The sequence below is a fragment of the Victivallis lenta genome, from assembly GCF_009695545.1.
Lineage (GTDB): Bacteria > Verrucomicrobiota > Lentisphaeria > Victivallales > Victivallaceae > Victivallis > Victivallis lenta.
In genome coordinates this window covers 52,916-74,464 of the sequence record NZ_VUNS01000025.1, presented here as the reverse complement: position 1 = coordinate 74,464, position 21,549 = coordinate 52,916, and the positions used below count along the sequence as shown (strand labels likewise).

The window sequence follows — 21,549 nt, the reverse complement described above, 5'->3', positions numbered from 1 at the left end:
GGAGAGACTCCGACCGCTCTCGCCACATCGACAATGGTTGCCGTTCGTTTCGCCATATCCGTCAATTTTCCTTACCTGATCAAATCCATCATCAATCAAAACGTTTTGAAGCAAAATTCAAAAAAAAAGAATCAAATCGTTTTGACTGAATCTGCTATTATTATGAACGATCTGATCCCAAATGTCAAGAGCCGAAGCGAAAAAAAATGCCGATTTCTTTCGAAACCGGCTGTTTTTCACTTCGGGAGGGAGGTAATTACAAGCTGAAATGCTCGCGGTACCGGTCGAACAGGTGCCCGGCCGCGCGGTAGCAGGAATTCGGGCTCATGAAGTGGGAAAATTCAAAGGTGATCGCCTTCTCGATCCCGGCCGCTCTGGCCGCTTCGAGTTTCAGCAGCATCTTCTCCCACTTGATCGGCAGGAAGCGGATCGGCATGTCGCGATCGAACGTCTCGCAGTTGGTCCAGCTGGTCATGCCGTAGCGGTCGGTCAGCTTCTTGTTGATCCGCAGGTAGTCGGCGAGCTCATGATAATCGCAGTGGCCGTCCTGGAAGGCGACGATATCAACCGCGCCCTGAATCCCTTTCAGGATCGCGTTCCACTCCTGCTCGTGCTGCGTCACGCCGATCGAATCATCCTTGACGCCGACGTCCCCGATCGCCTTGATTCCGTCGATATACGGCGAAATCATGGTCGGCAGATTGCCGGAGAGCTGCTTGACATGGCGCCCCATCCCGGCATACAGCTCGATAATTCCGGCGGATGCGCGGCTGACCTCAAAGTTCAAATACCAGCCGCCGAACGCTTTGCGGTTCCCGTAGAGGCTCCAGACTTCATCCGCGACCGCGCGGCTGATCTCCATTTCGCGCTCGCATTCGCGGTTATGCCAGTACTTTCCGGAATCGTACAGCCCGAAGTAGAAGGTCATGCCGTATTTTTCGGCAAGCTCGAGAAACAGATCGACAAGGTCAACCGGGGGCCGGTAGCAGCCTTCATGCTCCATCAGGAATTTCGACGGATAGGTGATGAAGCGGCGATGACCGCAGCGGATCAGAATCACGGTGTCGATGCCGATCGATTTCATCGCCGCAAAGTCGCGGTCCCACTCCTCTCTTCCCCAGTTCTGGTGCGGAATGTCGTGGCTGATTTCGTCAAGAAAGGTTCCGGTGATCTTCATTTTCTTCCTCTGGTTGTCGATTTTTTTTCATTGCCGGTCCGCCGAAACGGCGGTGGTGGAACGGATGATAAGCGGCGCCTCCAGAATGACCGGCCCGGCGTCGCGCCCCTCCAGCAGATTGATCAGCATGGAGCCGGCGAGTTCGCCGATCCGCTCCTTCGGCTGGGCGAGTGTGGTCAGCGGGTAGATCAGCTGCTGTCCGGCAACGTCGAGATTGTCGAAGCCGATGACGGCAAACTCGCGCGGAACCCGTCGGCCAAGCTCCAGCCCGGCCTTCAGCGCCCCCAGGGCGGCCAGGTCGCTGGCCGCAAAGAGCGCAGTCAGTTCCGGATGGGCGGCGAGCAGCTTCCGGGCGGCGGCATAACCGGCGTCGATACCGATCGCGCACTCTTCGCACGGAATTTCCCGGCCGAGGCCGGCGGCAAATCCCCGGCGGCGGGCGGCAATCTCCTCCCCTCCCCGGTCGTGCGTCAACATGCCGGCCCGACTATGCCCGACCGCCAGCAGATGCCGCGCGGCGCACCGCCCGGCTTCCTCATTGTCGACCATAACCGCCGCGCGCCCGAGCTCCGGCAGCCGGTTCATGACCTGCACGATCGGAACGCCGAGCGAACACAGCTCATCCGTCACTTCCCGGATCGCGCCGGAGGGATAAACCGCCACGCCGTCGACGCCGCGTTCGGCGAAACGGAGAATCTGGCTCCGCAGTTCCTCGCGCCCTCCGGAGGGATTCCCGAGCAGCAGCATGAAACCGTGTTCGTGCGCCTTCTTCTCGATTCCGGTCATGATGTCGCCGAAAAAGCTGCTGTTCGAGTACGGCAGCAGCACGCCGATCAGGCAGCTGCGCCGGGTCACCAGCGAACGCGCCGCGAAGTTCGGCCGGTAGCCCATTTCGCGCGCCGCCTGCAAAATCCGTTCGCGCGTCTTCTGCGACAGCCGCCCGGCGCCGTTGACCGCCAGCGACACCGACTTCAGGGAGACCCCGAGCCGGTCGGCAATCTCCTGCATGGTGACATTCGGTTTCGGCATTCTTTTTTTCCTTATCTGGTACAGCGCTGCATCATTTCGTTTTATATTATACCTGATCCGACGGGAAAAAGCAAGAGCCCCGCGAAAAAAATCGCTCTTTTCGCGGGGCAGAAGGCTGTGTGTCGAAGCCGTATCAGCGCAAGCGCCGGAGCACAGGAGCGTCGAGCTGCACGATGGCCGCGTCGTCGCGATTCGGGCTGCTTGTGCTGAAGGAGAGGAACGCGTACGGTTTCTCCGGGTCGTCGCCGGTCTTGTAGACGACCTTGTCGTTCACCATGAAAATCAGGAGTCCGTTCCGCTTCGCGATCTTCAGTTCGGCAGGAAGGGTGAGCTTGTGATGCCCGGTTTTGATCTTCCACTCCGGTTCGTTCGCGGAGATCATGACCTCATCGCCGCTGCCGAAGTTGAAATTGACCGATTTCCGCTCTCCGTTCCCGATCGAGACGAGAAGCGCATACCACGCTTTTTTCGGCTCGGCCCGGTCGAAGCGGCGGAGCCGGACCGTCAGCATCGTGTTGTCGGCCAGTGCCACTCCCCCGGCCGGAACGGTGACCGTATTGGCGCCGGGTCCGAGCAGCAGCGTGTCGTCTCCGATCAGAACCGGGTTCTTCAGCCGCTCCTCCGAAAAGGCGGGAACTCCTGTTGCCGCGCGCCGCTCGAGATTTCCGGGGAAATTCCAGCTCCCGGTGACGGCGCCGGCCTCCTCCGCCTCGGGAGCTCCGGGCGGCAGGATCGGACGAAAACGCTCGCTCTTCCTGAATTCCGGTTCCTGCGGGTCGCCGGGGGCGAATGCCGCACCGAACACGGTCAAAGCATCGAGCATCCCCGTAAAATTGCCGGAGCGCTTGTCGCCTTTTCCGAGATACCAGGTGCAGTTGCCGTAGGAGCGCTGCGGTGAAACCTTCTCCTCCCCCACGCATTTCCCGTCGAAATAGATCCGGAGGGCCGCATTGTCGCAGACGACCCGGACCCGACTCCACCTGCCGTCCGGCAGCGGAACGCGGCTGACCGCCTTTTCCGTCTTGAACTCCTCGCTGCCGTCGCGCACCGCCTCGATGCGGCCGTCCGGCAGCAGATAGATATTGACCGCGTCGCTCCAGCCGGAACGGGTGATGACCCCCTGCGCCTCTTCACGTTTTCCCTCCGGGCGGATCAGGAACTCGACGGTCGAAGCTCCGACCGGGTAGGTACGCAGCCGCATCTTCACGCTCTCCTTGCCGGAAAAACGGAGCGCGCGTCCCTCCGCACCGGCGCCGTCCGCAAACATCGACTCCGGAATCACGACCGGCATATCGCCGTATGCGTCGCGGCCGTCGTTCTCGAAATCCCAGTGACCGCCGCGGATCGACAGCGGAGAAACCGCCGCCTCGCGGAGTTTCGGCGTGCGGAACGGAACGGTTTTCGCCAGATACTCGCCGCGCCCCTTCCAGCCCGTCGCCCCGGAAGGAGTCTCGAGATTCGTCGCCGTCTCGACCAGTTTCGCCGGAACCGGTGCGACATCTCCGGCGAACGGATAAAGCGGAGCCGACCAGCCGCTCCGGCCATCGACGGTTTCGAAATGGAGCAAATAGCAGTCCCGCCGCCGCGGGTCACGGTCGAACAGGAAGAAGTCGAACGCTCCTTCTTTGCGGTTCAGCATGGCGCGATTCTGCATCGTGCCGTCCGCCGGAGAGAGCGAAATGACGGCGCCGCCGTATTCGACCCGCTCCCGCTGCGCAAGCTCCCCGGCGGAGAGTGTCAGCGGCTCGCCGCCGGCGACCGAAAAGCGAAGTTTCAGGCCGGGTTCCCCGGCGACCGTCAGCGCCACCGGAGTCCACGACTGGTTGGCGGAAGAGGCCAGCCCGGCCGCGTTCCAGCGGAAATGTTTCGAAGGATTCTCCCCGAATTTCCGCACCGCCGCGACGATCTCGCCCCCTTCGGGCGCGACCGTAAAATCCGGACGGCTCGAGACGCAGAGATTCAGCAGCACCTTTCCCTCCGTCTCCGGCAGGATCACCGCGATCGGACGGTCGTTGCGCCAGAGGGAAACGCGCTTCAGCTCCGCCGGGGAGTCGTAACGGCCGGAGACCCGGAGACGCCCGTCTTCCCGCCGGAGCCGCAGTTCGCTCTCCGGCATGACGATCCGGCTCGCCGCCGTCTTGACCGTCACGGCGTTCTGATGCCAGCCGGAGACCAGAAACACCTGCGGCAGACGGACCGTGCGCCCGGCAACGGTGAACTCCGGCGTAACGAACGGATTCGCTGCGAATCCGGCCGACGGCACCAGCCACTCCGTCCGGTCGAAATCGGCGCCGTCCAGGCGTTTTTCGGGCAGAACGGCGACCGTCTTTCCGGCCGCGTCGAGCAGGCGGCCGGAAACCGCCACGCCGCCTTTTTCAAGTGTCGGCAGCGTCATCGCTTCGAAGCGCAGCAGCGTGCCGGGCAATTCCTCGCGGTGACAGGCGAAAACCACCTCCGGTTCTCCGGTAACCGTGCTCTCCCCCTTGAAGCGGGCCGTGTAGGCGCGGGTGATCAGCGGGTTCGCGGGAGTGAACACCATCGGCAGCAGGCTCGTTTCGTCGTGATCGTTCCAGGTCGTGTAGTGCAGGAATTTCGCCTTCGGCGTATTCGCCGCCTCGAACGAGTGATGGGCCTGGTCGAAGCCGCAGTGAACCTGATAGAAGTCGTTGCGGCCGTTCAGCCACGCCCCGTAGTAGCCGGGGTAGACCGTGGTCATCAGCTCTTTGCCGCACGCTGCGGCGAGCCGTTCATACAGTTCGACCTTGCTCCGCATGGTCGTGCCGTCGATCTCGCCGGCCCCGAACGAGTAGATCATGTCGGCCTGTTCGACGTAAGGCCGCAGGTCATCGAAGCTGCGGCGCTCGTAGCCGACTCCGATGTTGCCGATGAGGAAGATATCGTGCCCGGCCGCCTTCATGCCGGCGCGGATCTCCGCCAGCTCCTCCGGCGTCCAGCTCAGATAGGTGTAGAAATTCACGACCGGGCGGCCGTTCCACTGCGGATAGTTCGGATGTTTCCCGAACAGGTCGAGCATTCTCGCCAGTTCTTTCACCTGCTGGTCGACGGTCGTTTTGACGTCGAGACAGGCGCCGATCTGGAAATCGGTGCCCTCGGCCGCTTTCAGCATCGTATGCAGCGCATCGACGAACGCGGTCGGGCCGCCGCCCTTATCGGCGACGAGGTCCGGGAAAAAACCGTCGATGCCCTGCGCTCCGGCCAGTGCGAACTCCCGTTTCCAGTCCTCCAGATCGCTGCCGGTCGAATCCTGCAGCGGAAAGTTGTAGTAGTTGATCGCGGTCAGGCTCGTATTGAACGGCGTGTGCCACGGTGTATGGTGCGCCCATGCCATCTTCCGGTTCGAGATTTCCGCACCGTGGGCGGCGGAGACGACGGCGAGAGACAGAGCTCCCGCACAGAGACAGTTCTGGATTTTCATGGTTTTCCCCTCATATTTGCTCAGTAACTGCCGTCGCGGTTGCCGTACCAGAAGAGCTTGCCTTCCTCGTCGAGCGTTTCGGAAGGGAGCTGAGACGGGTAACGCGCGACATGTCCGTCGAGATAGGAGACGTTCATTCTGCCTCCGTGACTGTAACGCCGCCAGTGGATTGCGGCGGACTGCTCCATAGCGACGACCGAACCGTCCGTATTCACATTCTGGTTCTGTTCCGAAAAGGTGTTGACCCGGCTCGGCTCCCTGACTTTACCGATTTTCAGACCGCTTTTCCGGCTCCAGTCGCCGGGGCTTTTGTAGATGGTCAACCGGATGTTCATTGCATAGTTCGTGTACCAGATCGGATTGGGCGGCTCGAACGAGGCGCATTTCAGCAACTTGTACGGCTTGTCCGCAGGCTGAAGCGCCTCCTGGATGAAGGTCCGGCTCGTCCACTTCGGATTGTTCCACTGCGGATCGTTGCAGCTCCAGGTGCCGGGGCGTTTCGCCTCCGGAAAATAATCCTCGTTCGAACCGGCATAGTAAAGTGCGAACGACTGGACCTGCTTGAGATTGTTCATGCAGCTCGAGGCCTTCCCTGCCTCCCTCGCCTGCTGCAGCGCCGGCAGCAGCATCGCCGCCAGAATGGCGATGATCGCAATCACCACCAGAAGTTCGATCAATGTGAAATTCCGTCTTTTCATCTGCGATACTCCTTTATGTTTCGGCAGGAACCCCAGCCGTTCACGAATCGGTAAATCCGACTGACCGGCGTCAGAGCTCGCCGAACCAGAACGCCTTTCCGGCGGTGCTTCCCTTGTCCGGCAGCGCTCCGGGACACCGTGCAACATGGCCGTCCAGAAAAGCCGCATTCATTTTGCCGGAGTGGCTGTAACGCCGCGTGCTGAGCCAGCTGTCCCCCTCGAACATGATTCGATCGCCGTCGTAATTCACCTTCTGGTTATGCTCGCCAAACGAAAAACACCGGCTCGGAGAGAGAATTTTCGTGATCTTCAACTGGTTGTCCAGCGCGCCCCACCCCATTTTATAATAGGTTGTGATTTTGCAGTTCATGCCGTAATTCGTGTACCAGACACCTTCGTTCGGCACAAAAGAGGCACACTTCAGAAGCTTATACGGTTTATCCGAAGGCTGAAGCGCCTCCTGAATGAAGGTCCGGCTCGTCCACTTCGGATTATTCCACTGCGGATCGTTGCAGCTCCAGTTTCCCGGTGACGACGAAGCGGGAAAATATCCCTCGTACGAATCGGCGTATTGAAGTGCGAACGACTGAATCTGTTTGAGGTTGTTGATACAGCTCGAGGCTTTGGCCGCCTCCCTCGCCTGCTGCAGCGCCGGCAGCAGCATCGCCGCCAGAATGGCGATGATCGCAATCACTACCAGAAGTTCGATCAATGTGAAATTTCGTCTTTTCATTCGCGGTTCTCCTTATATGTTTGATCCGGGAAATCCCTGCGGTGAGGCCGAAAGAAAACGGAACGGTTCATCCCTTCGCCTGCGGCGGGCAGACCGTCCGACGCTTCGAAAATGCCGGAACGATCAATGTATGCGGACGCAGAACCGTTTTACCGTCCATCAAATCCCGGATCATCTGCACGCCGGCTGCGATGAGTTCGTCGTATTTGCGTTCGATTGCAGTTATGGCGGGGCTGAACTTTTCGACCTCCCAGTCCACCGTCTCATGGCAGATGATGCTGACGTCCTCCGGAACCCGGATTCCGCGCTGCTGCAGGCCCGATATGAAGGCCTTCGTGAAAAGACCCGAAAACACGAGAAGTGCGGTCGGGCGGACCGGAGAACGCATGAGCGCGTCAAGCGTTTTCTCCAGCTCGGCCTGAAAATCGCCGGCCGGCTGGCACTCCGCATGGAAAGTTCCCGGCTTCAGGAGCGAAAGCTCGGCCAGCGCCGAATCGAACCCCTGCCGGAAATCCCGGAACACATTCAGCGAATCCGGACCGTTCACCAGCCCGATCTCCGTATGCCCGAGTGAAGCGAGATAGTAGACCGCCTGGCGGAGCTGGCTGCAGTTATCGAAGCCGACCGAATACCTGCCGGGCTCGCCGATCGTCACAAACGGAAGTCCCAGTTCCCTGTCGATAAACTCCTTGGCGGCATTCGCCGGGGCCCCGGCGATCAGCAGCCCGCCGACCAGTCCGTTGGTCAGCATCTGCGGCAGCTCGGCGGCGTTCCGGTGGGAGTCGAACCATTCGAGCTGGAAATGGATGTTGTTGCGCACGCACTCCTTCATGAACTGCACAGTCATATCCATAAAGCCGGCGTGTTCGCGGATCAGCTCCTCCTTTTCGAAAATCAGCAGCCCGAGGTCGTCGACCCGCTTGCTTTTCAGGAGCCGCGCCGCCGCATTGGTCCGATACCCCATCCGGTGCGCCAATGCGACGATCTCGCGCTTGCGTTTCTCGCTGACCCGGCCGCTCCCCGAAAGCGCCGCCGACACGGTCATCACCGATACGCCTGCCGCTTCCGCGATCTCCTTCATGCCGATCTTCTCTTTACGTGCCGGAGGCATGTGCTTCTCCTTAATTTTTTTGCAGGAACAGTAGCCTTAACGTTACAGCAAATATTATGATCGATTTTTCTGCATTTGTCAACAGGGAAAACGAAAAAAAACGAAATTTCTTTTTTCCCGCCGCCCGGTCAGCAGATCAGCAGGGCGGCAACGATGGCGGCGACCCCGGCAAGGACGAGGACGGCAAGAAGAAGCCGGTCCGCCCAGCGCGGCAGCGGCCGCCCTCCCCCGTTCAGATCGAACACGAACCAGCAGAGCAGCCCGGCCGCGAAAATAATGAAGCTGCGCAGATTCATTCCTCCAATCCTCCGAAAACCAGCAACACTGTGCGGAAACAGGCAACCGCTTGAACATGTTTCCGTTCCTCCCGCGCCGCGGAACGTCAATGCGGCCGTTGGTAAACTTTGCCGAACACCTTCATGACCTGCTGCAGATCGGCCCAGGCGTCGCGCTTGGCCGACTCCTGGCGGAGCAGATAGGCGGGGTGGAAGGTCGGCATGACCGGAATTCCGTTGAAACCGAGCCATTTGCCGCGCAGCCGCGTGATGCCCTCGCGCTTGCCGAGCAGAAAATTCACGGCGGTGGCCCCCAGAAGGACGATGACCTCCGGCCTGATCAGCTCGATCTGCTTCTTCAGGTAGCCGATGCAGGCGACCGCCTCGTCCGGCGTCGGCACCCGGTTCCCGGGCGGACGGCACTTGACCACGTTCGCGATATAGACCTCCTCACGCTGGAACTGCATGGCGGCAATCATCTTGTTCAGGAGCTGCCCGGCCTTGCCGACGAACGGGCGGCCCTGCATATCCTCATCGTAGCCAGGGCCTTCGCCGATGAACATGAGCTTCGCATGCGGGTCCCCTTCGCCGAAAACGACGTTGTGCCGGGTTTCGGCCAGCGGGCAGCGGCGGCAGCCGAGCGCGATCGGGCGCAGCTCGTCGAGCGACCCGACATCGAGCGACACCGGAGCCGGAGCGATCTGGACCTGCCCGCCGCCGCCCGCGTTCGGATGCGGAATCGGGCGCGGCGGAGCGGAAAACGCCGGGCGGGCAGAGTGCGGAGCCGGCACCGGGCGCGGAATCTCCCGGGAGGGGGCCGCCTGCGGCCGGGACGCCGCCGGCAGAGGACGCGCTCCACCGCTCATGAACGCCCGCAGCACTTCGGGGTCGATGCCCTGCCCCGGATGCTTCTCCCCTTCCTTCCTGATACATGCGACCAGACTGTCAAAAAACTCCTGCGCCATATTTCCGATCCGAACCGTGCTGTTAAATATAATTAAATTTTACCGACATGATAGAATTTTTCAGGCAATGGTGTTATCTTATATGCCTGTGGCCGGAATCCGGCGTGGATTAATATATGTGTATTTTCAGAATTTAAAAGCAGCAATTCGGAAAAGTTTTCATGTTCAGCCTGTTTATGCACCATTTCGCAGCCGTCGCAGAGCCGATGATTCCGGCGGAGGAGCCGGACATCACAAAAATCGACAGCATCGAGGACGGATTCGGCTTCTTCCGGACGCTGGGGCATAATAGCGCGGAATGGTTCCAGCGGGAACAGCAGAACCTGTTCGCAATGGCGATCGGTATCGGCGTCACGCTGGTGACGGTCTTCCTCGTGCGCTGGTTCTTCCGGGCAGTGCTGCTGCGCATCACGCGGAAACTGCCGTCGGAGCTGCCGACGCATATCGTCGAGCAGCTCGGCGCGCCGGTCACGTTCCTGCTGCTGCTCATCGGGCTGTCGACCTGCAATAACATGGTGCATTTCCCCGGCTCGATCGACGAGTGGCTTTCGAAGGGATTCTACGCCTGTTTCATTCTCGCGTTCCTCTGGGGAATATTCCGCATCATCGCGGTGGTGGATATCCACGTCCTGCAGAAACGGCTCAATGAAGACCACAAACTCAACAAGCTGCTCTCGGACCTGATCCGGCGCAGCGTGAAGGCGGCGGTCTGGACGATGGCGGTCATCTTCATCGCGCAGAACCTCTTCAACCTGAACGTCACGGCCCTTATAACCGGTGCGGGCGTGGCGGGGCTCGCCATCGCTTTCGCCGCCCAGAACACCATTGCGAACCTCTTCGGAGCCATGTCGCTCATCTCCGACCGGACCTTCAAAGTGGGAGACCGGATCATCTGCAACGGCTCGGACGGCATGGTCGAGGCGGTCGGCTTCCGCAGCACCCGGCTCCGTTCGCTCGACGGCACCATCTGGAATATCCCGAACCGGATTCTTTCCGACAGCACGGTCGAGAACATCACGGAGCGGAACAGCATCAAATACGCCTTCACGCTCGGACTGGTCTATTCGACCACGCCCGAACAGATGCGCCGGGCTCTGCGGATTCTGGGCGGCATCCTCGATAACCATCCCGGCTTCGATCCGGCGACAAAGCCGCCGCTCTATTTCTTCACGGACTACAAGGCGTTTTCACTCGACATCAGCGTCACGCTCTGGTTCCAGACGCTCGACTTCGTGCAGTTCCAGAAATGGAAACAGGAAATCAACCTCGCAATCCTCGAACAGTTCAATGCTGCCGGGCTGGAATTTGCCTTCCCGACCAGCACCAATTACATTATCGCACAAAACAACACCGCACAAACAAGTGAAGGAGCAGTGGTAAAATGAAGGTAATCGTCGCTTATTCCGGCGGGCTTGACACCTCCGTGATCGTCAAGTGGGTCAAAGAGAAGTACAATGCCGAGGTCATCGGCTTCTGCGCCGACGTCGGCCAGGAGGAGGAGCTGAACGGCGTCGAGGAAAAAGCGATCCGCACCGGCGCCACGAAGTGCTATGTGGAGGACCTGACCGAAGAGTTCGCCCGCGATTTCATCTTCCCGATGATGCAGGCGAATGCGATTTACGAAGGCAATTACCTGCTCGGCACCTCGATCGCGCGCCCGCTCATCGGCAAGCGCCTGATCGAGATCGCCCGCGCCGAAGGCGCCGACGCGATCTGCCACGGCGCGACCGGCAAAGGCAACGACCAGATCCGCTTCGAACTGACCGCCTATGCGTTCGAGCCGAACATCAAGATCATCGCGCCGTGGCGCGAGTGGGATTTCGCGGGCCGCATGGACCTCGTCGAATACGCGAAGAAAAACGGCATCCCGGTCACCACGACCGCGGCCAAGCCGTACAGCATGGACCGCAACCTGCTGCACATCAGCTTCGAAGGCGGCATCCTCGAAGACCCGTGGAACGAGTTCCCGGATGAGATCGCCGTCATGACCAAGCCGCTGTCGCAGGCCGCCGACCAGCCCGAAGACGTCATCATCTACTTCGAGAAGGGTATTCCGAAGAAGGTCAACGGCGAGGAACTCTCCCCGGCCGCGCTGATGCGCAAGCTCAACGCGATCGGCAAGGAGCATGCGGTCGGCCGCGTCGATATCGTCGAAAACCGTTTCGTCGGCATGAAGTCGCGCGGTGTTTATGAAACTCCGGGCGGCACGATCCTGAACCTCGCGCACCGCGGACTCGAGGAGATCACCATGGACCGCGAAGTCATGCACCTGCGCGACAGCCTGATCCCGCGTTACGCGGATATGGTCTACAACGGCTTCTGGTATGCGCCGGAGCGCGAGATGCTGCAGGCCGCGATCACCGAAAGCCAGAAGTTCGTCACCGGTGAAGTCCGTGTGAAGCTCTACAAGGGCGCCTGCCACGTGACCGGCCGCCGCTCCGAGTACAGCCTCTACGACGACCACGTCGCGAGCTTCGAGGATAACCGCGCCTACAATCACAAGGACGCGGAGGGTTTCATCCGCCTGAATGCGCTGAGGCTGCGTGTGCTGGCCAACAGCAAGCAGAAGCGTTACTGATCGAAAAAAAACATTGGAGAACAACGATATGTCCAAAAACTACAAAATTGCCGTCCTTCCGGGCGACGGAACCGGTCCGGAAGTGATCGCCGAGGCGATCAAAGTGCTTGACGCCGCCGGCAAAAAGTTCGGTTTCAGCACCGAAAAGAAATATTTCGACTGGGGCGGCGAACACTACCTCAAGACCGGCGAGACGCTCCCGGCCGACGCGAAGGAACAGCTGTCGAAGCATGACGCGGTCCTGCTCGGCGCGATCGGCCACCCGGACGTGAAGCCGGGCGTGCTTGAAAAAGGCATCCTGCTGAAGCTCCGCTTCGACCTCGACCAGTACATCAACCTGCGTCCCGTGAAGCTCTATCCCGGGGTGGAGACTCCGCTGGCCAACAAGAAGCCGGAGGACATCGATTACGTCGTGGTCCGCGAAAACAGCGGCGGCGTCTACACCGGCATGGGCGGCAACGTCCAGATCGACACGCCGGACGAAGTCGCCTGCCAGAACTGGGTCTACACCCGCCGCCAGGTCGACCGCTGTCTGAAATTCGCCTTCGAACTGGCCGAAAAGCGCCACACGAAGGAGAATCCGTGGCGCGGCCTTTCCGAAGAGGACAAGAAGGCCGGTTACACCTCGCAGCTTACGCTGGTCGGCAAAACCAACGTGCTGACCTACGTCTGCGGCCTCTGGGAGCGCGCCTTCAACGCAATGGCGAAAAACTACCCGACCGTCAAGACCGCCTACTGCCACGTGGACGCGGCCACGATGTGGATGGTCAAGAATCCGGAGTGGTTCGACGTGGTGGTGACTGAAAACCTGATGGGCGACATCATCACCGACCTCGCGGCCATGACCTCGGGCGGCATGGGCGTCGCGTCGGGCGGCAACCTGAATCCGACGGGCCTGAGCATGTTCGAGCCGATCGGCGGCAGTGCGCCGAAGTACACCGGCAGGAACGTCATCAACCCGCTGGCCGCAATCGGCGCGGCGGCGATGATGCTCGACTTCCTCGGGGAAAAAGAGGCGGCGGCGGCGATCGACCGCAGCGTCGCCTACGTGACCGGCAACAAGCTCAAGTCGATGGCGGCCGGAAGAATGGGCTATTCCACGACCGAAGTCGGCGACCTCGTGGTCGAGAACCTGTAATTCAACACACGCGCTCCGTCCGGGCGTGATGCACGGACGGAGCGCGGTTCGCGGAGAACAGAGCACATGGAACAACCCGGTCTGCCGGAAATTCTCGAAACCGTCACGGAAAACGGAAACTATCTGCCGTTCGAAGGCTCCGGATTCGCCGGGCTCGTCCGGCGGGACTGGATGCACGCCGGCAACGATCCGGCCGAGACGCTGAAACTGATCGACGACCCGTCGGCGCGCAAGTGCAAGAGCGGACGCAAGGTTTTCGCCGTTGTTGCGGGCGGGGTGTTCATCAAGCGCTACAATTTCCGCGGCTGCTGGAATGCGTTCCGGAAAATCTTCAAAACCCCGCGCCCCGAGCGGGTGCTGGCCGGAGCGGTGCGGCTGAAGGAGTTCGAAATTCCGACGCCGGAGGTCCTGATCGCCGCGCGCCGGACGAAGTTTCGCCTGCCGTACGAAGACTTCCTCGTGACGCGGGAGCTCTCGACGCTCCAGCTTCCGCTGGACAAGCTGGCCGGGGAGTTCGCGCAGGGCGACCCGTACCGGCAGTTCGTTTCGGGCGTGACGGCGCTCATGGTCAAGATGCACGCGGCGGGCGTCGAACACGGCGACCTGAGTTTGCGCAACATCTTCTGCCGCAAGAGCCAGATCGGAATCTACTCCGGCTGGGGAGTCATCGACCTCGACGGCTGCAGGATTCACGTCGAAGAGATGCCGGAGCCGCGCCGGAAGCGCGAGCTCGCCCGGGTCATCTCCTCCTATCTGCGCTGCGTGAAAAGCCGTGCGCCGCAGGTCAAGCTCGACGCCGACACGGTCATCGGGGACTTCACGCGCAAATACAAGGAGCTCTCCGGCTACAATCTCGCCGGCAGCGCGCTCGACGCCCGGGTCGGCTACCTGACCGGCCGCATCCGGAAGGACGGCAGATCATGAGCGAAAGCTGGCTGCTCTGGCGCGACGGAACGCACGACCCCTTTTTCAATATGAGCATGGATGAAATCCTGCTCGAAGAAGCGTCGTCGCTCGGCGCTCCGCTGATCCGCACCTACCGCTGGGACCGGCCGTCGCTCTCGATCGGCAGCTCCCAGCTCTACCCGGAAAGCGAAGAGGCGCGTTATGCGATCGTCCGCCGCCCGACCGGCGGCGGAAACGTTTACCACGACGTCGACCTGACTTACACGGCGGTCATTCCGGCCGGACACTCCCTGACCGATCTGAACCGCATGGACAGCTACCGGATCTTCCACGAAGCGATGCTGCCGATGCTGGCCGCGCTCGGCGTCGCGGCCGAACTCAAAAGCGACGAAACGCCGAATGTCGACCGCGCCACCATGAAATGCTTCGTCTCGCCGAGCAAATTCGACATCGTGGCCGAGGCCGGCAGCAAATACGCCGGAGCCGCGCAGCGCCGGACCCGGAACGGCATCCTGCACCAGGGCAGCATCCGGCTCTCCGCCGCCGGCGGAGACTGGGAGAAGCTGAATGCGGCGCTCCTCGACGCGCTGCAGGGCTTTTTCGGAGTGACGTTCCGCGCAATGCCGATCCCGCCGGAGTGGATCGAACGGGCCGAAACGCTCGCCCGCTCGAAGTATGAAACCGAGGAGTGGAACCGTGCCGCGCGATATCAATGAACTCAAAGCCCGCCTCGGGAACGATATCCCGTGGAGCAGCCGCCTGACCGAGGCGCTGACCCACCGTTCCTACGCCGTGGAGAATTCACTCTCTTACGACAACCAGCGGCTGGAGTTCCTCGGCGATGCCGTCCTCGAAATCGTGCTGACCGACTATCTGTTCCGGCTCTATCCCGACTGCGACGAGGGAGCGATGACGAAAATCCGCTCGGCGCTCGTGCGCGAGCCTGCGCTGGCCCGCCTTGCCCGCAAGCTCGAGCTCGGCGAATATCTGCTGGTCGGCCGCGGCGAGAAGGAGTCCGGCGGCGCCGGGCGCGATTCGACGCTGGCCGATCTCTTTGAGGCGCTGCTCGGAGCGTTCTACCTCGATGCCGGATTCGAAGCGGTCAAAGAATTCATCACCGGGATGTTCTCGACGGAATACCCGGACCCGCGCTCGCTCCTCCATACGATCAACCCGAAGGGACTGCTCCAGGAGTACTCCCAGGCCCGCTGGGGGCAGCCGCCGGTCTATACCGTGCTGCGCACGACGGGTCCGGAGCACCAGCCGGTCTACGAAGTGGAAGTTTCGCTGCGCGGTTATGTCGCGTTCGGACGCGCCGCCAGCCGCAAGCAGGCGGAGAGCTCGGCGGCGCATGTGTTGTATCTGTATCTGACGGAACATGAGGCGAATGTATGAATTGTGAATTTCATCTTCCGGGCCGGATTCTGTTCGGCTGCGGCGAACGCCGCGGGCTGCCGGGGCTGCTGGCTCCCGGCAATGTGCTCATCGTGACCGGACGCCACTCGAGGCGGAGGGTCGAAGCGGAACTGCTGCCCGCGCTCGAAGGGCGCACGGTGCGGCTGGTCTCCGACGCCTCCCCGGAACCGCCGATCCCGGATGTGGAGCGGATCATCGCCGCCGGGCGGGAGATCGATGCCGGCTGCGTCATCGGCTGGGGCGGCGGCTCCGCCATCGACGCGGCCAAGACCGCCGCCGCGCTGATGCGGCAGGAGGGCAGCGTCGCCGACTACTTTTACGGCAGGCGGAAGATCGGCGGGAAAGGCTGTTTTTTCGCGGCGTTGCCGACCACGGCCGGAACAGGCGCCGAAATCACGCCGAACGCGGTGCTGACCGACCCGGAAACCGGGATCAAACAGTCCATCCGGCACGATACGATGTTCGCCGACGTCGCAATCGTCGACCCCGAACTGACCTGGGATTGTCCCCCCGGAGTAACGGCCGCGAGCGGTTTTGACGCGCTGACTCAGGGGATTGAAAGCTACCTGTCGAAAAAAGCGAATGTCGCCAGCGAGGCTCTGGCCCTCAAAGCGGCGGCCGACGTGTTCACGATGCTGCTCCCGGCCGTCCGGGAATCCGCACCGCCGGCCCGTACCATGGTCGCCGAGGGAAGCATGCTGGCCGCGATGGCCTTCGCGCAGTCCGGGCTCGGCTCCGTGCACGGCATCGGCCATCCGCTCGGCAGCCTGCTGCACGTGCCGCACGGCGTCTGCTGCGCGATCCTGCTGCCGGCGCTGCTGCGCCGGAATCTGCCGGCCTGCCGGGAGAAGATGGAAGTGCTGGCCGGAATGCTGGTGCAGGACTCCGCCGAGGCGATGATCGCCGCGATCGAAGAGCTGCGCCGCGCCGTCGGCCTGCCGGAGAATTTCAGCCGATACGGGCTGAAAGAGGAACATTTCGACTTCATCGTCAAAAACTGCCGCTCGGGCAGCATGAAGAGCAATCCGCGCGATTTTTCGGACGATGAGGTCAGGATGATTTTAAAGGAGCTCATGGGATGAACAACATCGCGGTACTCGGGCCGAATCCGGCCTGGCAGAAAACTTTGTTCTTTGACCGTTTCGCATACGGAAAAATCAACCGGGCCAAAGAGATGCAGCAGTTTCCGGCCGGCAAGGGGATCAACTTCTGCCGGGCTGCGGCCTGCCATTCCCGGGCGGTCGGCAGACTGGTCCAGTTCACCGGCGGCGAAAACGGCGACCGTATTCAAACTGAGCTCGCCCGTGAGGGAATGTCGGTCTTCTCGGTCAGAACCGGCGGTGCGACCCGCTGCTGCACGACCTGCCTCTGCCGCGAAACCGGAACCATGACGGAAGTCATCGAACCCTCTTACCCGGCCGATCCGGCCGAGGTCAAAATGCTGCTCGACTATTTCGAAGACGCGCTCGACGACTCCGGCGCGGCCGCTTTCTGCGGCACGCTGCCGACCGGAACCGATCCGGGACTCTACGCCCGCGCCGCGGCAACGGTGCTCGAACAAAAAAAGCCGCTTCTGCTCGACTCCTATCAGAACCTGCAGCCGGTTTTCGAATCCGGCGTCGAAATCTGGCTCAAGATCAACGTCGAAGAGCTTCAGGCGATGACGGGGGAGAAAACCGTTGAAGCGGGACTCGCCAACGTGTTCCGTTCCTCCGGCGTCAGGTTCGCCGCCATCACCGACGGCCCTGGAAAGGCCTATGCGTCGGACGGGAAAAAGATCTGCGTCTACACGATTCCGCACCTCGACAATGTCGTGAATCCGATCGGCTGCGGCGATACGGCCAGCGCGGTCTGGGCGAGCGAACTCCTGAACGGGAACGACCCGTTCGATTCGTTCCGGCTGGCGCTGGCGGCCGCGAGCGCGAACTGCCTTTCGGCATTTCCGGGCAGCTTTTCGCCGTCCGATGCCGACGCGATCGCCCGCCGCATCGAATTCAGCGAAGCGTGAGCTTCCGCGATGGAAATCGAGCTGAAGAGGATCGACACCTGCTTTTCGGGTGAGTTCTGTTATACGCACGCGCGGGCCGCCGTCGCGCCGGACGGTTTTGCCGTCATGACCACGCAGCCGCTGCGCCTCTCCGGCAGCGACATCTACTACGGAATGCGCGAACTCGTGAGCCGCGACGGCGGCAAAAGCTGGTCCGCGATCTGCGAAGTGCCGGAGTTGTCGCGCCGCCCGTTCCCCGGCAGGCCGGAGCTGGAGCTTGCCATGGCCGACGCCACCCCGCATTTTCACCGGGCAACCGGCCGCTTTCTGCTTGTCGGCGCAAGCATGGTTTATCAGAATGACGAGTTTGTGCCGGACCCGCGGCCGCGCCATACGGTCTGGAGCTGCATGAATCCGGCCGACGGGAAATGGAGCAGCTACCGTCTGCTCGAAATGCCGTCCGACCCGGAAGACACCTTTTTCTCCGCCGCGGCCGGGTGCGCGCAGTATCTCGAACTCGACAACGGCGAACTGCTGATTCCGTTCTACACCATGAACCGCGAAGCCGCGCGCCATCCGTGGGAGAACAGCTTCAGCGCCGCCGTCATGCGGTGCGGCTTCGACGGGGAGACCCTTCGTTACCTCGAACACGGCCCGCTGCTGTCGCACCCGGTTCCGCGCGGTTTCTGCGAGCCATCGGTCATCGGATATGCCGGACGTTTCTACCTGACGCTGCGCAACGACGAAGCCGGCTATGTGACGGTGAGCAGCGACGGGCTCCGCTACCGGCCGCCGGTGGAATGGAAATTCGACGACGGCGAACCGCTCGGCAACTACTGTACGCAGCAGCACTGGATTACGGGCGGCGGCAAGCTGCTGCTCGTCTACACCCGCCGCGCCGAAAACAACGGCCATGTGTTCCGGCACCGCGCCCCGCTCTTCGCGGCGGAGGTCGATCCGGACTCCCTGCGAATCCGGCGGGACACCGAACGGATCGCGGTTCCCGAACGAGGCGCCCGGCTCGGAAACTTCGGCTGCACGCACCTCAGCGGCACGGAGTCCTGGGTCGTCGTTTCGGAGTGGATGCAAAGCCCCGGTCCTCCCGGACCTGAAAACCTGAAACGCTGCACTGACCGCGGCAGCGACAATTCGATCTTCATCGCCCGGCTCCTGTTCCGGTAACGGCGTTCAGCCCTGCATGGCGAACTGCCAGTGGGAGTGGAACTTCTCGAGCAGAATGCGCCGCACCCACCGGTTCGGCACCAGATACGGATGACGGCGCAGGAACATCGCGTGGTCCTCGTGATTTTTCTCGAGGCAGCAGTTGACGAACCAGTCGATCACCTCGCCGACCGCGCCGGAACGCGTAATTCCGGCCGTGCAATGCACATAGAGCTGGCGGGTCCGGTCCATTCGCTTCACGAAGGCGAGAACCGCATCTCCGTCTGCCTCGCTCATAAAAACGCCCCCCGCCTCGCGGACCGGATCGGCGACATCGTCGAAACGGAGCTCAAGCAGATTCGGCGCATTCTCGTAGCCGGGAGAAAACGGCGGGATCTCGCCGCGGGACGGAGCGTTGATCGAGATGATGTTGCAGCGCTCAAAACACTCCTCTTCAACCAGGGTGCCGCGCTGAACCTCAAAATATGTCCTCGGTACCACATACACTCTCATCTCATGCCCCTCCTCTCCGGCATTGCGGGTTTGCGGGACCCGAACGCAAGGCGGCAAAAGGCCCTTGTCCGCAACCGGAATCGCGGACAGGAGCGGCCGCCGGGAACGCCCCCCCGGAAACCATATTTCTTCTCTTCTCTCTCCTATACAAAATAATCCATTTTTTTTGCATTTCAATCCATTTTTCATAAAATACTAATCTGATTCCGGGCCATTTCGGGCCATTTCCGGCAATTTCCGAAAAAAAGCTGGTAAAAACGGAGGGCGGGAGTAAATTATAGGAAAAAAGGAGAAACTCAGATATGGATGAGATCAAAAAGCTTTCCTCCGTCACGGTCGGAGACACCGAAGTCGTTTACTGGCAGAACATCAAAAGCGGTCAAGTCGAACTCGCGCTCGTACCGGCCGCCGCCCCTGCCCCGGCTTTGGACCGGTCGGAGATCGACAACGCGGAGCTGACGCCGCTCGCCGAAGTCAAAATCCGCGGCGATCACAACACCTGCGGCTTCGGCGCGGGCCGCTCGATGCGGCACAACGGCTCCACGGAGCAGTTCAGATTCCGGGAGCAGCAAATGCGCGACCACGAAGTCGAAACGATTCTCGCCGATCCGCGCGGATACGAACTTGCACACCGGCTGGCCTGGCGCGGAGACACGCCGGTCTTCACGGTGTCGGTCGAATTCCGCAACCGTTCCCGGAAACCGGTCACGCTCGACATGATCGAAAGTTTTGCGCTCGGCGGGCTCGGCCCTTACGCGTCCGACGAACAGCATGAGCGAATCCGGCTGCACCGGTTCCGTTCAAGCTGGAGCGCCGAGGCGTACCATGTCGCCGACACGGCCGAGGCGCTGCACCTCGAACGATCCTGGTCCGGCCACTCGGTCTGCAGCGAACGCTTCGGCCAGATCGGAACGATGCCGGTGCGCGGTTTTCATCCGTTCGCGGCGGTCGAGGATGCGAAAACCGGCGTTTTCTGGGGCGTGCAGCTCGCCTGGGCCGGTTCGTGGCAGATCGAATTTTCGCGCCGCCGGGCGCTGGATTTCAGTCTTTCCGGCGGTCTTGCCGACCGGGAGTTCGGCCACTGGAGCAAGACAATAGATGCCGGGGAGACCTTCACGGCTCCCGAGGCTTTTGTCGCCTGCTCGGCGCACGGCTTCGACGCGCTCTGTTCCCGGCTTCTGGCCGAGCAGGAAGCACGCCTCGACGTGCCGGAGTCCGAGGAGGATCTGCCGGTCATCTTCAACGAATGGTGCACGACGTGGGGCGATCCGACCGAGGAGAAGGTACTTGCCATCGCCGACAAGCTGCGCGGTACGCCGGTCCGTTATCTTGTGATCGATGCAGGCTGGTTCAAGAGCGACGGCTCCGAATGGTATGCGGCTCAGGGAGACTGGGAACCGAGCCCGCGCCTCTTTCCGAACGGGCTGAAGGCCGTCGCGGACAAAATCCGCGAATACGGCTTCATCCCGGGCATCTGGTTTGAATTCGAAGTCTGCGGACCGCAAAGCAAAGCGTTCAAGTTATACGAAAAGCATCATCTGACCCTCGACGGAATTCCGGTCTTTCCGGATCGCCATTTCTGGAATCTGAACGACCCGGAGGCGAAAGCCATCCTGGAGGAGAAGGTCGTGCAGATGTTGAAGCGGAACGGCTTCGGCTATATCAAGGTCGACTACAACGAAACCGTCGGCTTCGGCTGCGACCACCCGGATTCCCCGGGCGAAGGGTTGCGCCGCCAGGTGCTCGGCACCTACGGCATGTTCCGCCGGCTGCGCGAAGTGAATCCGGGGCTTGTGATCGAGAACTGTTCCTCGGGCGGCCACAGGCTTGAACCGTCGATGTTCGCGCTCAGTTCGATGTCGTCGTTTTCGGACGCGCATGAAGAGCCGGAGATTCCGGTGATCGCCGCGAGCCTGCACCGGCTCATGCTGCCGCGCCAGAACCAGATCTGGGCCGTGGTCAAGCCGCAGCACGAGTTGAAGAAGCTCGGTTATATCCTTTCGTCGGCCATGCTCGGGCGGTTCTGCCTGTCGGGCGATATTCTCGGGCTCAATGACGAACAGTGGGCTTTCGTCCGTGAAGCGATGGAGTTCTACCGGCGTCTGGTTCCGGTCCTGAAGCACGGCAGCAGCACGCTGTCCACGATGATGAGTCCGGCCTGGCGGAAACTGCGCGGCAATCAGATTCTGGTGCGCCGGAGCCGGGACGGGCGGGAGCTGGCATTGTTCGTGCATGTCTTCGACAATCCGCCGTCGCAGATCGCGTTCCGGCTGCCGGCGGGAGAATGGAAGATCATCGAGGAGTTCGCAGCTCCGGGAACCGGCACATCGTCGACTGCCGGAAACGAGTACCGGCTGGATGCTCCGGCTCCGATGAGCGGCCGCGTCATCCGTCTGCAGAATTAGCGGTGCACCCGGAATCACGAC

At 61.6% G+C, this 21,549-nt stretch carries 19 protein-coding genes; 10 read left to right on the top strand and 9 right to left on the bottom strand.

What is annotated here, in order from left to right:
- Positions 1 to 256 precede the first annotated feature (256 nt).
- The 8 genes from FYJ85_RS18040 to FYJ85_RS18005 form a co-directional block, all read right to left on the bottom strand.
- Positions 257 to 1,177: a DUF4434 domain-containing protein gene (locus FYJ85_RS18040; RefSeq protein WP_106051435.1), complete on the bottom strand. Its 921-nt coding sequence runs from the start codon at positions 1,175 to 1,177 to the stop codon at positions 257 to 259.
- Between the two features lie 27 nt (positions 1,178 to 1,204).
- Positions 1,205 to 2,206 (bottom strand): LacI family DNA-binding transcriptional regulator, encoded by a 1,002-nt coding sequence (locus FYJ85_RS18035; protein WP_154419964.1) that lies wholly within the window; start codon positions 2,204 to 2,206, stop codon positions 1,205 to 1,207.
- A 133-nt stretch (positions 2,207 to 2,339) separates the two neighbouring features.
- The gene (locus tag FYJ85_RS18030) at positions 2,340 to 5,642 is read right to left on the bottom strand and encodes an endo-1,3-alpha-glucanase family glycosylhydrolase (RefSeq protein ID WP_154419962.1); all 3,303 of its coding nucleotides are present in this window, start codon (positions 5,640 to 5,642) and stop codon (positions 2,340 to 2,342) included.
- A 20-nt stretch (positions 5,643 to 5,662) separates the two neighbouring features.
- Positions 5,663 to 6,340 (bottom strand): prepilin-type N-terminal cleavage/methylation domain-containing protein, encoded by a 678-nt coding sequence (locus FYJ85_RS23275; protein WP_206213289.1) that lies wholly within the window; start codon positions 6,338 to 6,340, stop codon positions 5,663 to 5,665.
- A 70-nt stretch (positions 6,341 to 6,410) separates the two neighbouring features.
- Positions 6,411 to 7,073, bottom strand: a complete 663-nt coding sequence (locus FYJ85_RS18020; RefSeq protein WP_154419960.1) for a prepilin-type N-terminal cleavage/methylation domain-containing protein — start codon at positions 7,071 to 7,073, stop codon at positions 6,411 to 6,413.
- Positions 7,074 to 7,140: 67 nt separating this feature from the next.
- Positions 7,141 to 8,184: a LacI family DNA-binding transcriptional regulator gene (locus FYJ85_RS18015; RefSeq protein WP_106051441.1), complete on the bottom strand. Its 1,044-nt coding sequence runs from the start codon at positions 8,182 to 8,184 to the stop codon at positions 7,141 to 7,143.
- A gap of 128 nt (positions 8,185 to 8,312) precedes the next feature.
- Positions 8,313 to 8,480, bottom strand: coding sequence for a hypothetical protein (locus FYJ85_RS18010; protein ID WP_154419958.1), 168 nt, complete (start codon positions 8,478 to 8,480; stop codon positions 8,313 to 8,315).
- A gap of 86 nt (positions 8,481 to 8,566) precedes the next feature.
- Complete coding sequence (locus FYJ85_RS18005; RefSeq protein WP_206213288.1) at positions 8,567 to 9,424, bottom strand: uracil-DNA glycosylase; 858 nt, start codon at positions 9,422 to 9,424, stop codon at positions 8,567 to 8,569.
- Between the two features lie 161 nt (positions 9,425 to 9,585).
- Between FYJ85_RS18005 and FYJ85_RS18000 the strand changes: the two genes are divergently transcribed.
- The 9 genes from FYJ85_RS18000 (at position 9,586) to FYJ85_RS17960 (ending at position 18,631) form a co-directional block, all read left to right on the top strand.
- Entirely contained in the window at positions 9,586 to 10,809 is a 1,224-nt protein-coding gene (locus FYJ85_RS18000; RefSeq protein WP_154419956.1) for a mechanosensitive ion channel family protein, read from the top strand.
- Complete coding sequence (locus FYJ85_RS17995) at positions 10,806 to 12,002, top strand: argininosuccinate synthase (RefSeq protein WP_106051444.1); 1,197 nt, start codon at positions 10,806 to 10,808, stop codon at positions 12,000 to 12,002. The genes FYJ85_RS18000 and FYJ85_RS17995 overlap by 4 nt, the downstream gene beginning before the upstream one ends.
- A gap of 28 nt (positions 12,003 to 12,030) precedes the next feature.
- Positions 12,031 to 13,140: a 3-isopropylmalate dehydrogenase gene (locus FYJ85_RS17990; RefSeq protein ID WP_106051445.1), complete on the top strand. Its 1,110-nt coding sequence runs from the start codon at positions 12,031 to 12,033 to the stop codon at positions 13,138 to 13,140.
- Positions 13,141 to 13,206: 66 nt separating this feature from the next.
- Positions 13,207 to 14,064, top strand: a complete 858-nt coding sequence (locus tag FYJ85_RS17985; protein ID WP_106051447.1) for a lipopolysaccharide kinase InaA family protein — start codon at positions 13,207 to 13,209, stop codon at positions 14,062 to 14,064.
- Complete coding sequence (locus FYJ85_RS17980) at positions 14,061 to 14,762, top strand: lipoate--protein ligase family protein (protein ID WP_106051449.1); 702 nt, start codon at positions 14,061 to 14,063, stop codon at positions 14,760 to 14,762. The genes FYJ85_RS17985 and FYJ85_RS17980 overlap by 4 nt, the downstream gene beginning before the upstream one ends.
- Complete coding sequence (gene rnc, locus FYJ85_RS17975; RefSeq protein WP_158703631.1) at positions 14,743 to 15,441, top strand: ribonuclease III; 699 nt, start codon at positions 14,743 to 14,745, stop codon at positions 15,439 to 15,441. The genes FYJ85_RS17980 and rnc overlap by 20 nt, the downstream gene beginning before the upstream one ends.
- Positions 15,438 to 16,544: an iron-containing alcohol dehydrogenase gene (locus tag FYJ85_RS17970; RefSeq protein WP_154419954.1), complete on the top strand. Its 1,107-nt coding sequence runs from the start codon at positions 15,438 to 15,440 to the stop codon at positions 16,542 to 16,544. The genes rnc and FYJ85_RS17970 overlap by 4 nt, the downstream gene beginning before the upstream one ends.
- Positions 16,541 to 17,470, top strand: coding sequence for a 1-phosphofructokinase family hexose kinase (locus FYJ85_RS17965; RefSeq protein WP_154419952.1), 930 nt, complete (start codon positions 16,541 to 16,543; stop codon positions 17,468 to 17,470). The genes FYJ85_RS17970 and FYJ85_RS17965 overlap by 4 nt, the downstream gene beginning before the upstream one ends.
- A 9-nt stretch (positions 17,471 to 17,479) precedes the next feature.
- On the top strand, positions 17,480 to 18,631 hold the full coding sequence (locus FYJ85_RS17960; protein WP_154419950.1) for a sialidase family protein: 1,152 nt from the start codon (positions 17,480 to 17,482) through the stop codon (positions 18,629 to 18,631).
- A 6-nt stretch (positions 18,632 to 18,637) separates the two neighbouring features.
- On the opposite strand, the gene FYJ85_RS17955 is transcribed toward FYJ85_RS17960, so the two are convergent.
- The gene (locus tag FYJ85_RS17955; RefSeq protein ID WP_106051457.1) at positions 18,638 to 19,123 is read right to left on the bottom strand and encodes a hypothetical protein; all 486 of its coding nucleotides are present in this window, start codon (positions 19,121 to 19,123) and stop codon (positions 18,638 to 18,640) included.
- Positions 19,124 to 19,425: 302 nt separating this feature from the next.
- Here FYJ85_RS17955 and FYJ85_RS17950 point away from each other — a divergent pair, with 302 nt between their 5' ends.
- Positions 19,426 to 21,528, top strand: a complete 2,103-nt coding sequence (locus tag FYJ85_RS17950) for an alpha-galactosidase (protein WP_154419948.1) — start codon at positions 19,426 to 19,428, stop codon at positions 21,526 to 21,528.
- The last annotated feature ends 21 nt before the right edge of the window (positions 21,529 to 21,549 follow it).

Bases quoted from the DNA above. Each gene is read 5' to 3' on its own strand.
- FYJ85_RS18005 (WP_206213288.1), bottom strand. From the start codon at position 9,424: ATGGCGCAGGAGTTTTTTGACAGTCTGGTCGCATGTATCAGGAAGGAA.
- FYJ85_RS18035 (WP_154419964.1), bottom strand. From the start codon at position 2,206: ATGCCGAAACCGAATGTCACCATGCAGGAGATTGCCGACCGGCTCGGG.
- FYJ85_RS17950 (WP_154419948.1), top strand. From the start codon at position 19,426: ATGGATGAGATCAAAAAGCTTTCCTCCGTCACGGTCGGAGACACCGAA.
- FYJ85_RS17980 (WP_106051449.1), top strand. From the start codon at position 14,061: ATGAGCGAAAGCTGGCTGCTCTGGCGCGACGGAACGCACGACCCCTTT.
- FYJ85_RS18010 (WP_154419958.1), bottom strand. From the start codon at position 8,480: ATGAATCTGCGCAGCTTCATTATTTTCGCGGCCGGGCTGCTCTGCTGG.
- FYJ85_RS17955 (WP_106051457.1), bottom strand. From the start codon at position 19,123: ATGAGAGTGTATGTGGTACCGAGGACATATTTTGAGGTTCAGCGCGGC.
- FYJ85_RS17965 (WP_154419952.1), top strand. From the start codon at position 16,541: ATGAACAACATCGCGGTACTCGGGCCGAATCCGGCCTGGCAGAAAACT.
- FYJ85_RS17960 (WP_154419950.1), top strand. From the start codon at position 17,480: ATGGAAATCGAGCTGAAGAGGATCGACACCTGCTTTTCGGGTGAGTTC.
- FYJ85_RS18020 (WP_154419960.1), bottom strand. From the start codon at position 7,073: ATGAAAAGACGAAATTTCACATTGATCGAACTTCTGGTAGTGATTGCG.
- FYJ85_RS18000 (WP_154419956.1), top strand. From the start codon at position 9,586: ATGTTCAGCCTGTTTATGCACCATTTCGCAGCCGTCGCAGAGCCGATG.
- FYJ85_RS18015 (WP_106051441.1), bottom strand. From the start codon at position 8,184: ATGCCTCCGGCACGTAAAGAGAAGATCGGCATGAAGGAGATCGCGGAA.
- FYJ85_RS17995 (WP_106051444.1), top strand. From the start codon at position 10,806: ATGAAGGTAATCGTCGCTTATTCCGGCGGGCTTGACACCTCCGTGATC.
- FYJ85_RS17990 (WP_106051445.1), top strand. From the start codon at position 12,031: ATGTCCAAAAACTACAAAATTGCCGTCCTTCCGGGCGACGGAACCGGT.
- FYJ85_RS18040 (WP_106051435.1), bottom strand. From the start codon at position 1,177: ATGAAGATCACCGGAACCTTTCTTGACGAAATCAGCCACGACATTCCG.
- FYJ85_RS17985 (WP_106051447.1), top strand. From the start codon at position 13,207: ATGGAACAACCCGGTCTGCCGGAAATTCTCGAAACCGTCACGGAAAAC.
- FYJ85_RS17970 (WP_154419954.1), top strand. From the start codon at position 15,438: ATGAATTGTGAATTTCATCTTCCGGGCCGGATTCTGTTCGGCTGCGGC.
- FYJ85_RS23275 (WP_206213289.1), bottom strand. From the start codon at position 6,340: ATGAAAAGACGGAATTTCACATTGATCGAACTTCTGGTGGTGATTGCG.
- FYJ85_RS18030 (WP_154419962.1), bottom strand. From the start codon at position 5,642: ATGAAAATCCAGAACTGTCTCTGTGCGGGAGCTCTGTCTCTCGCCGTC.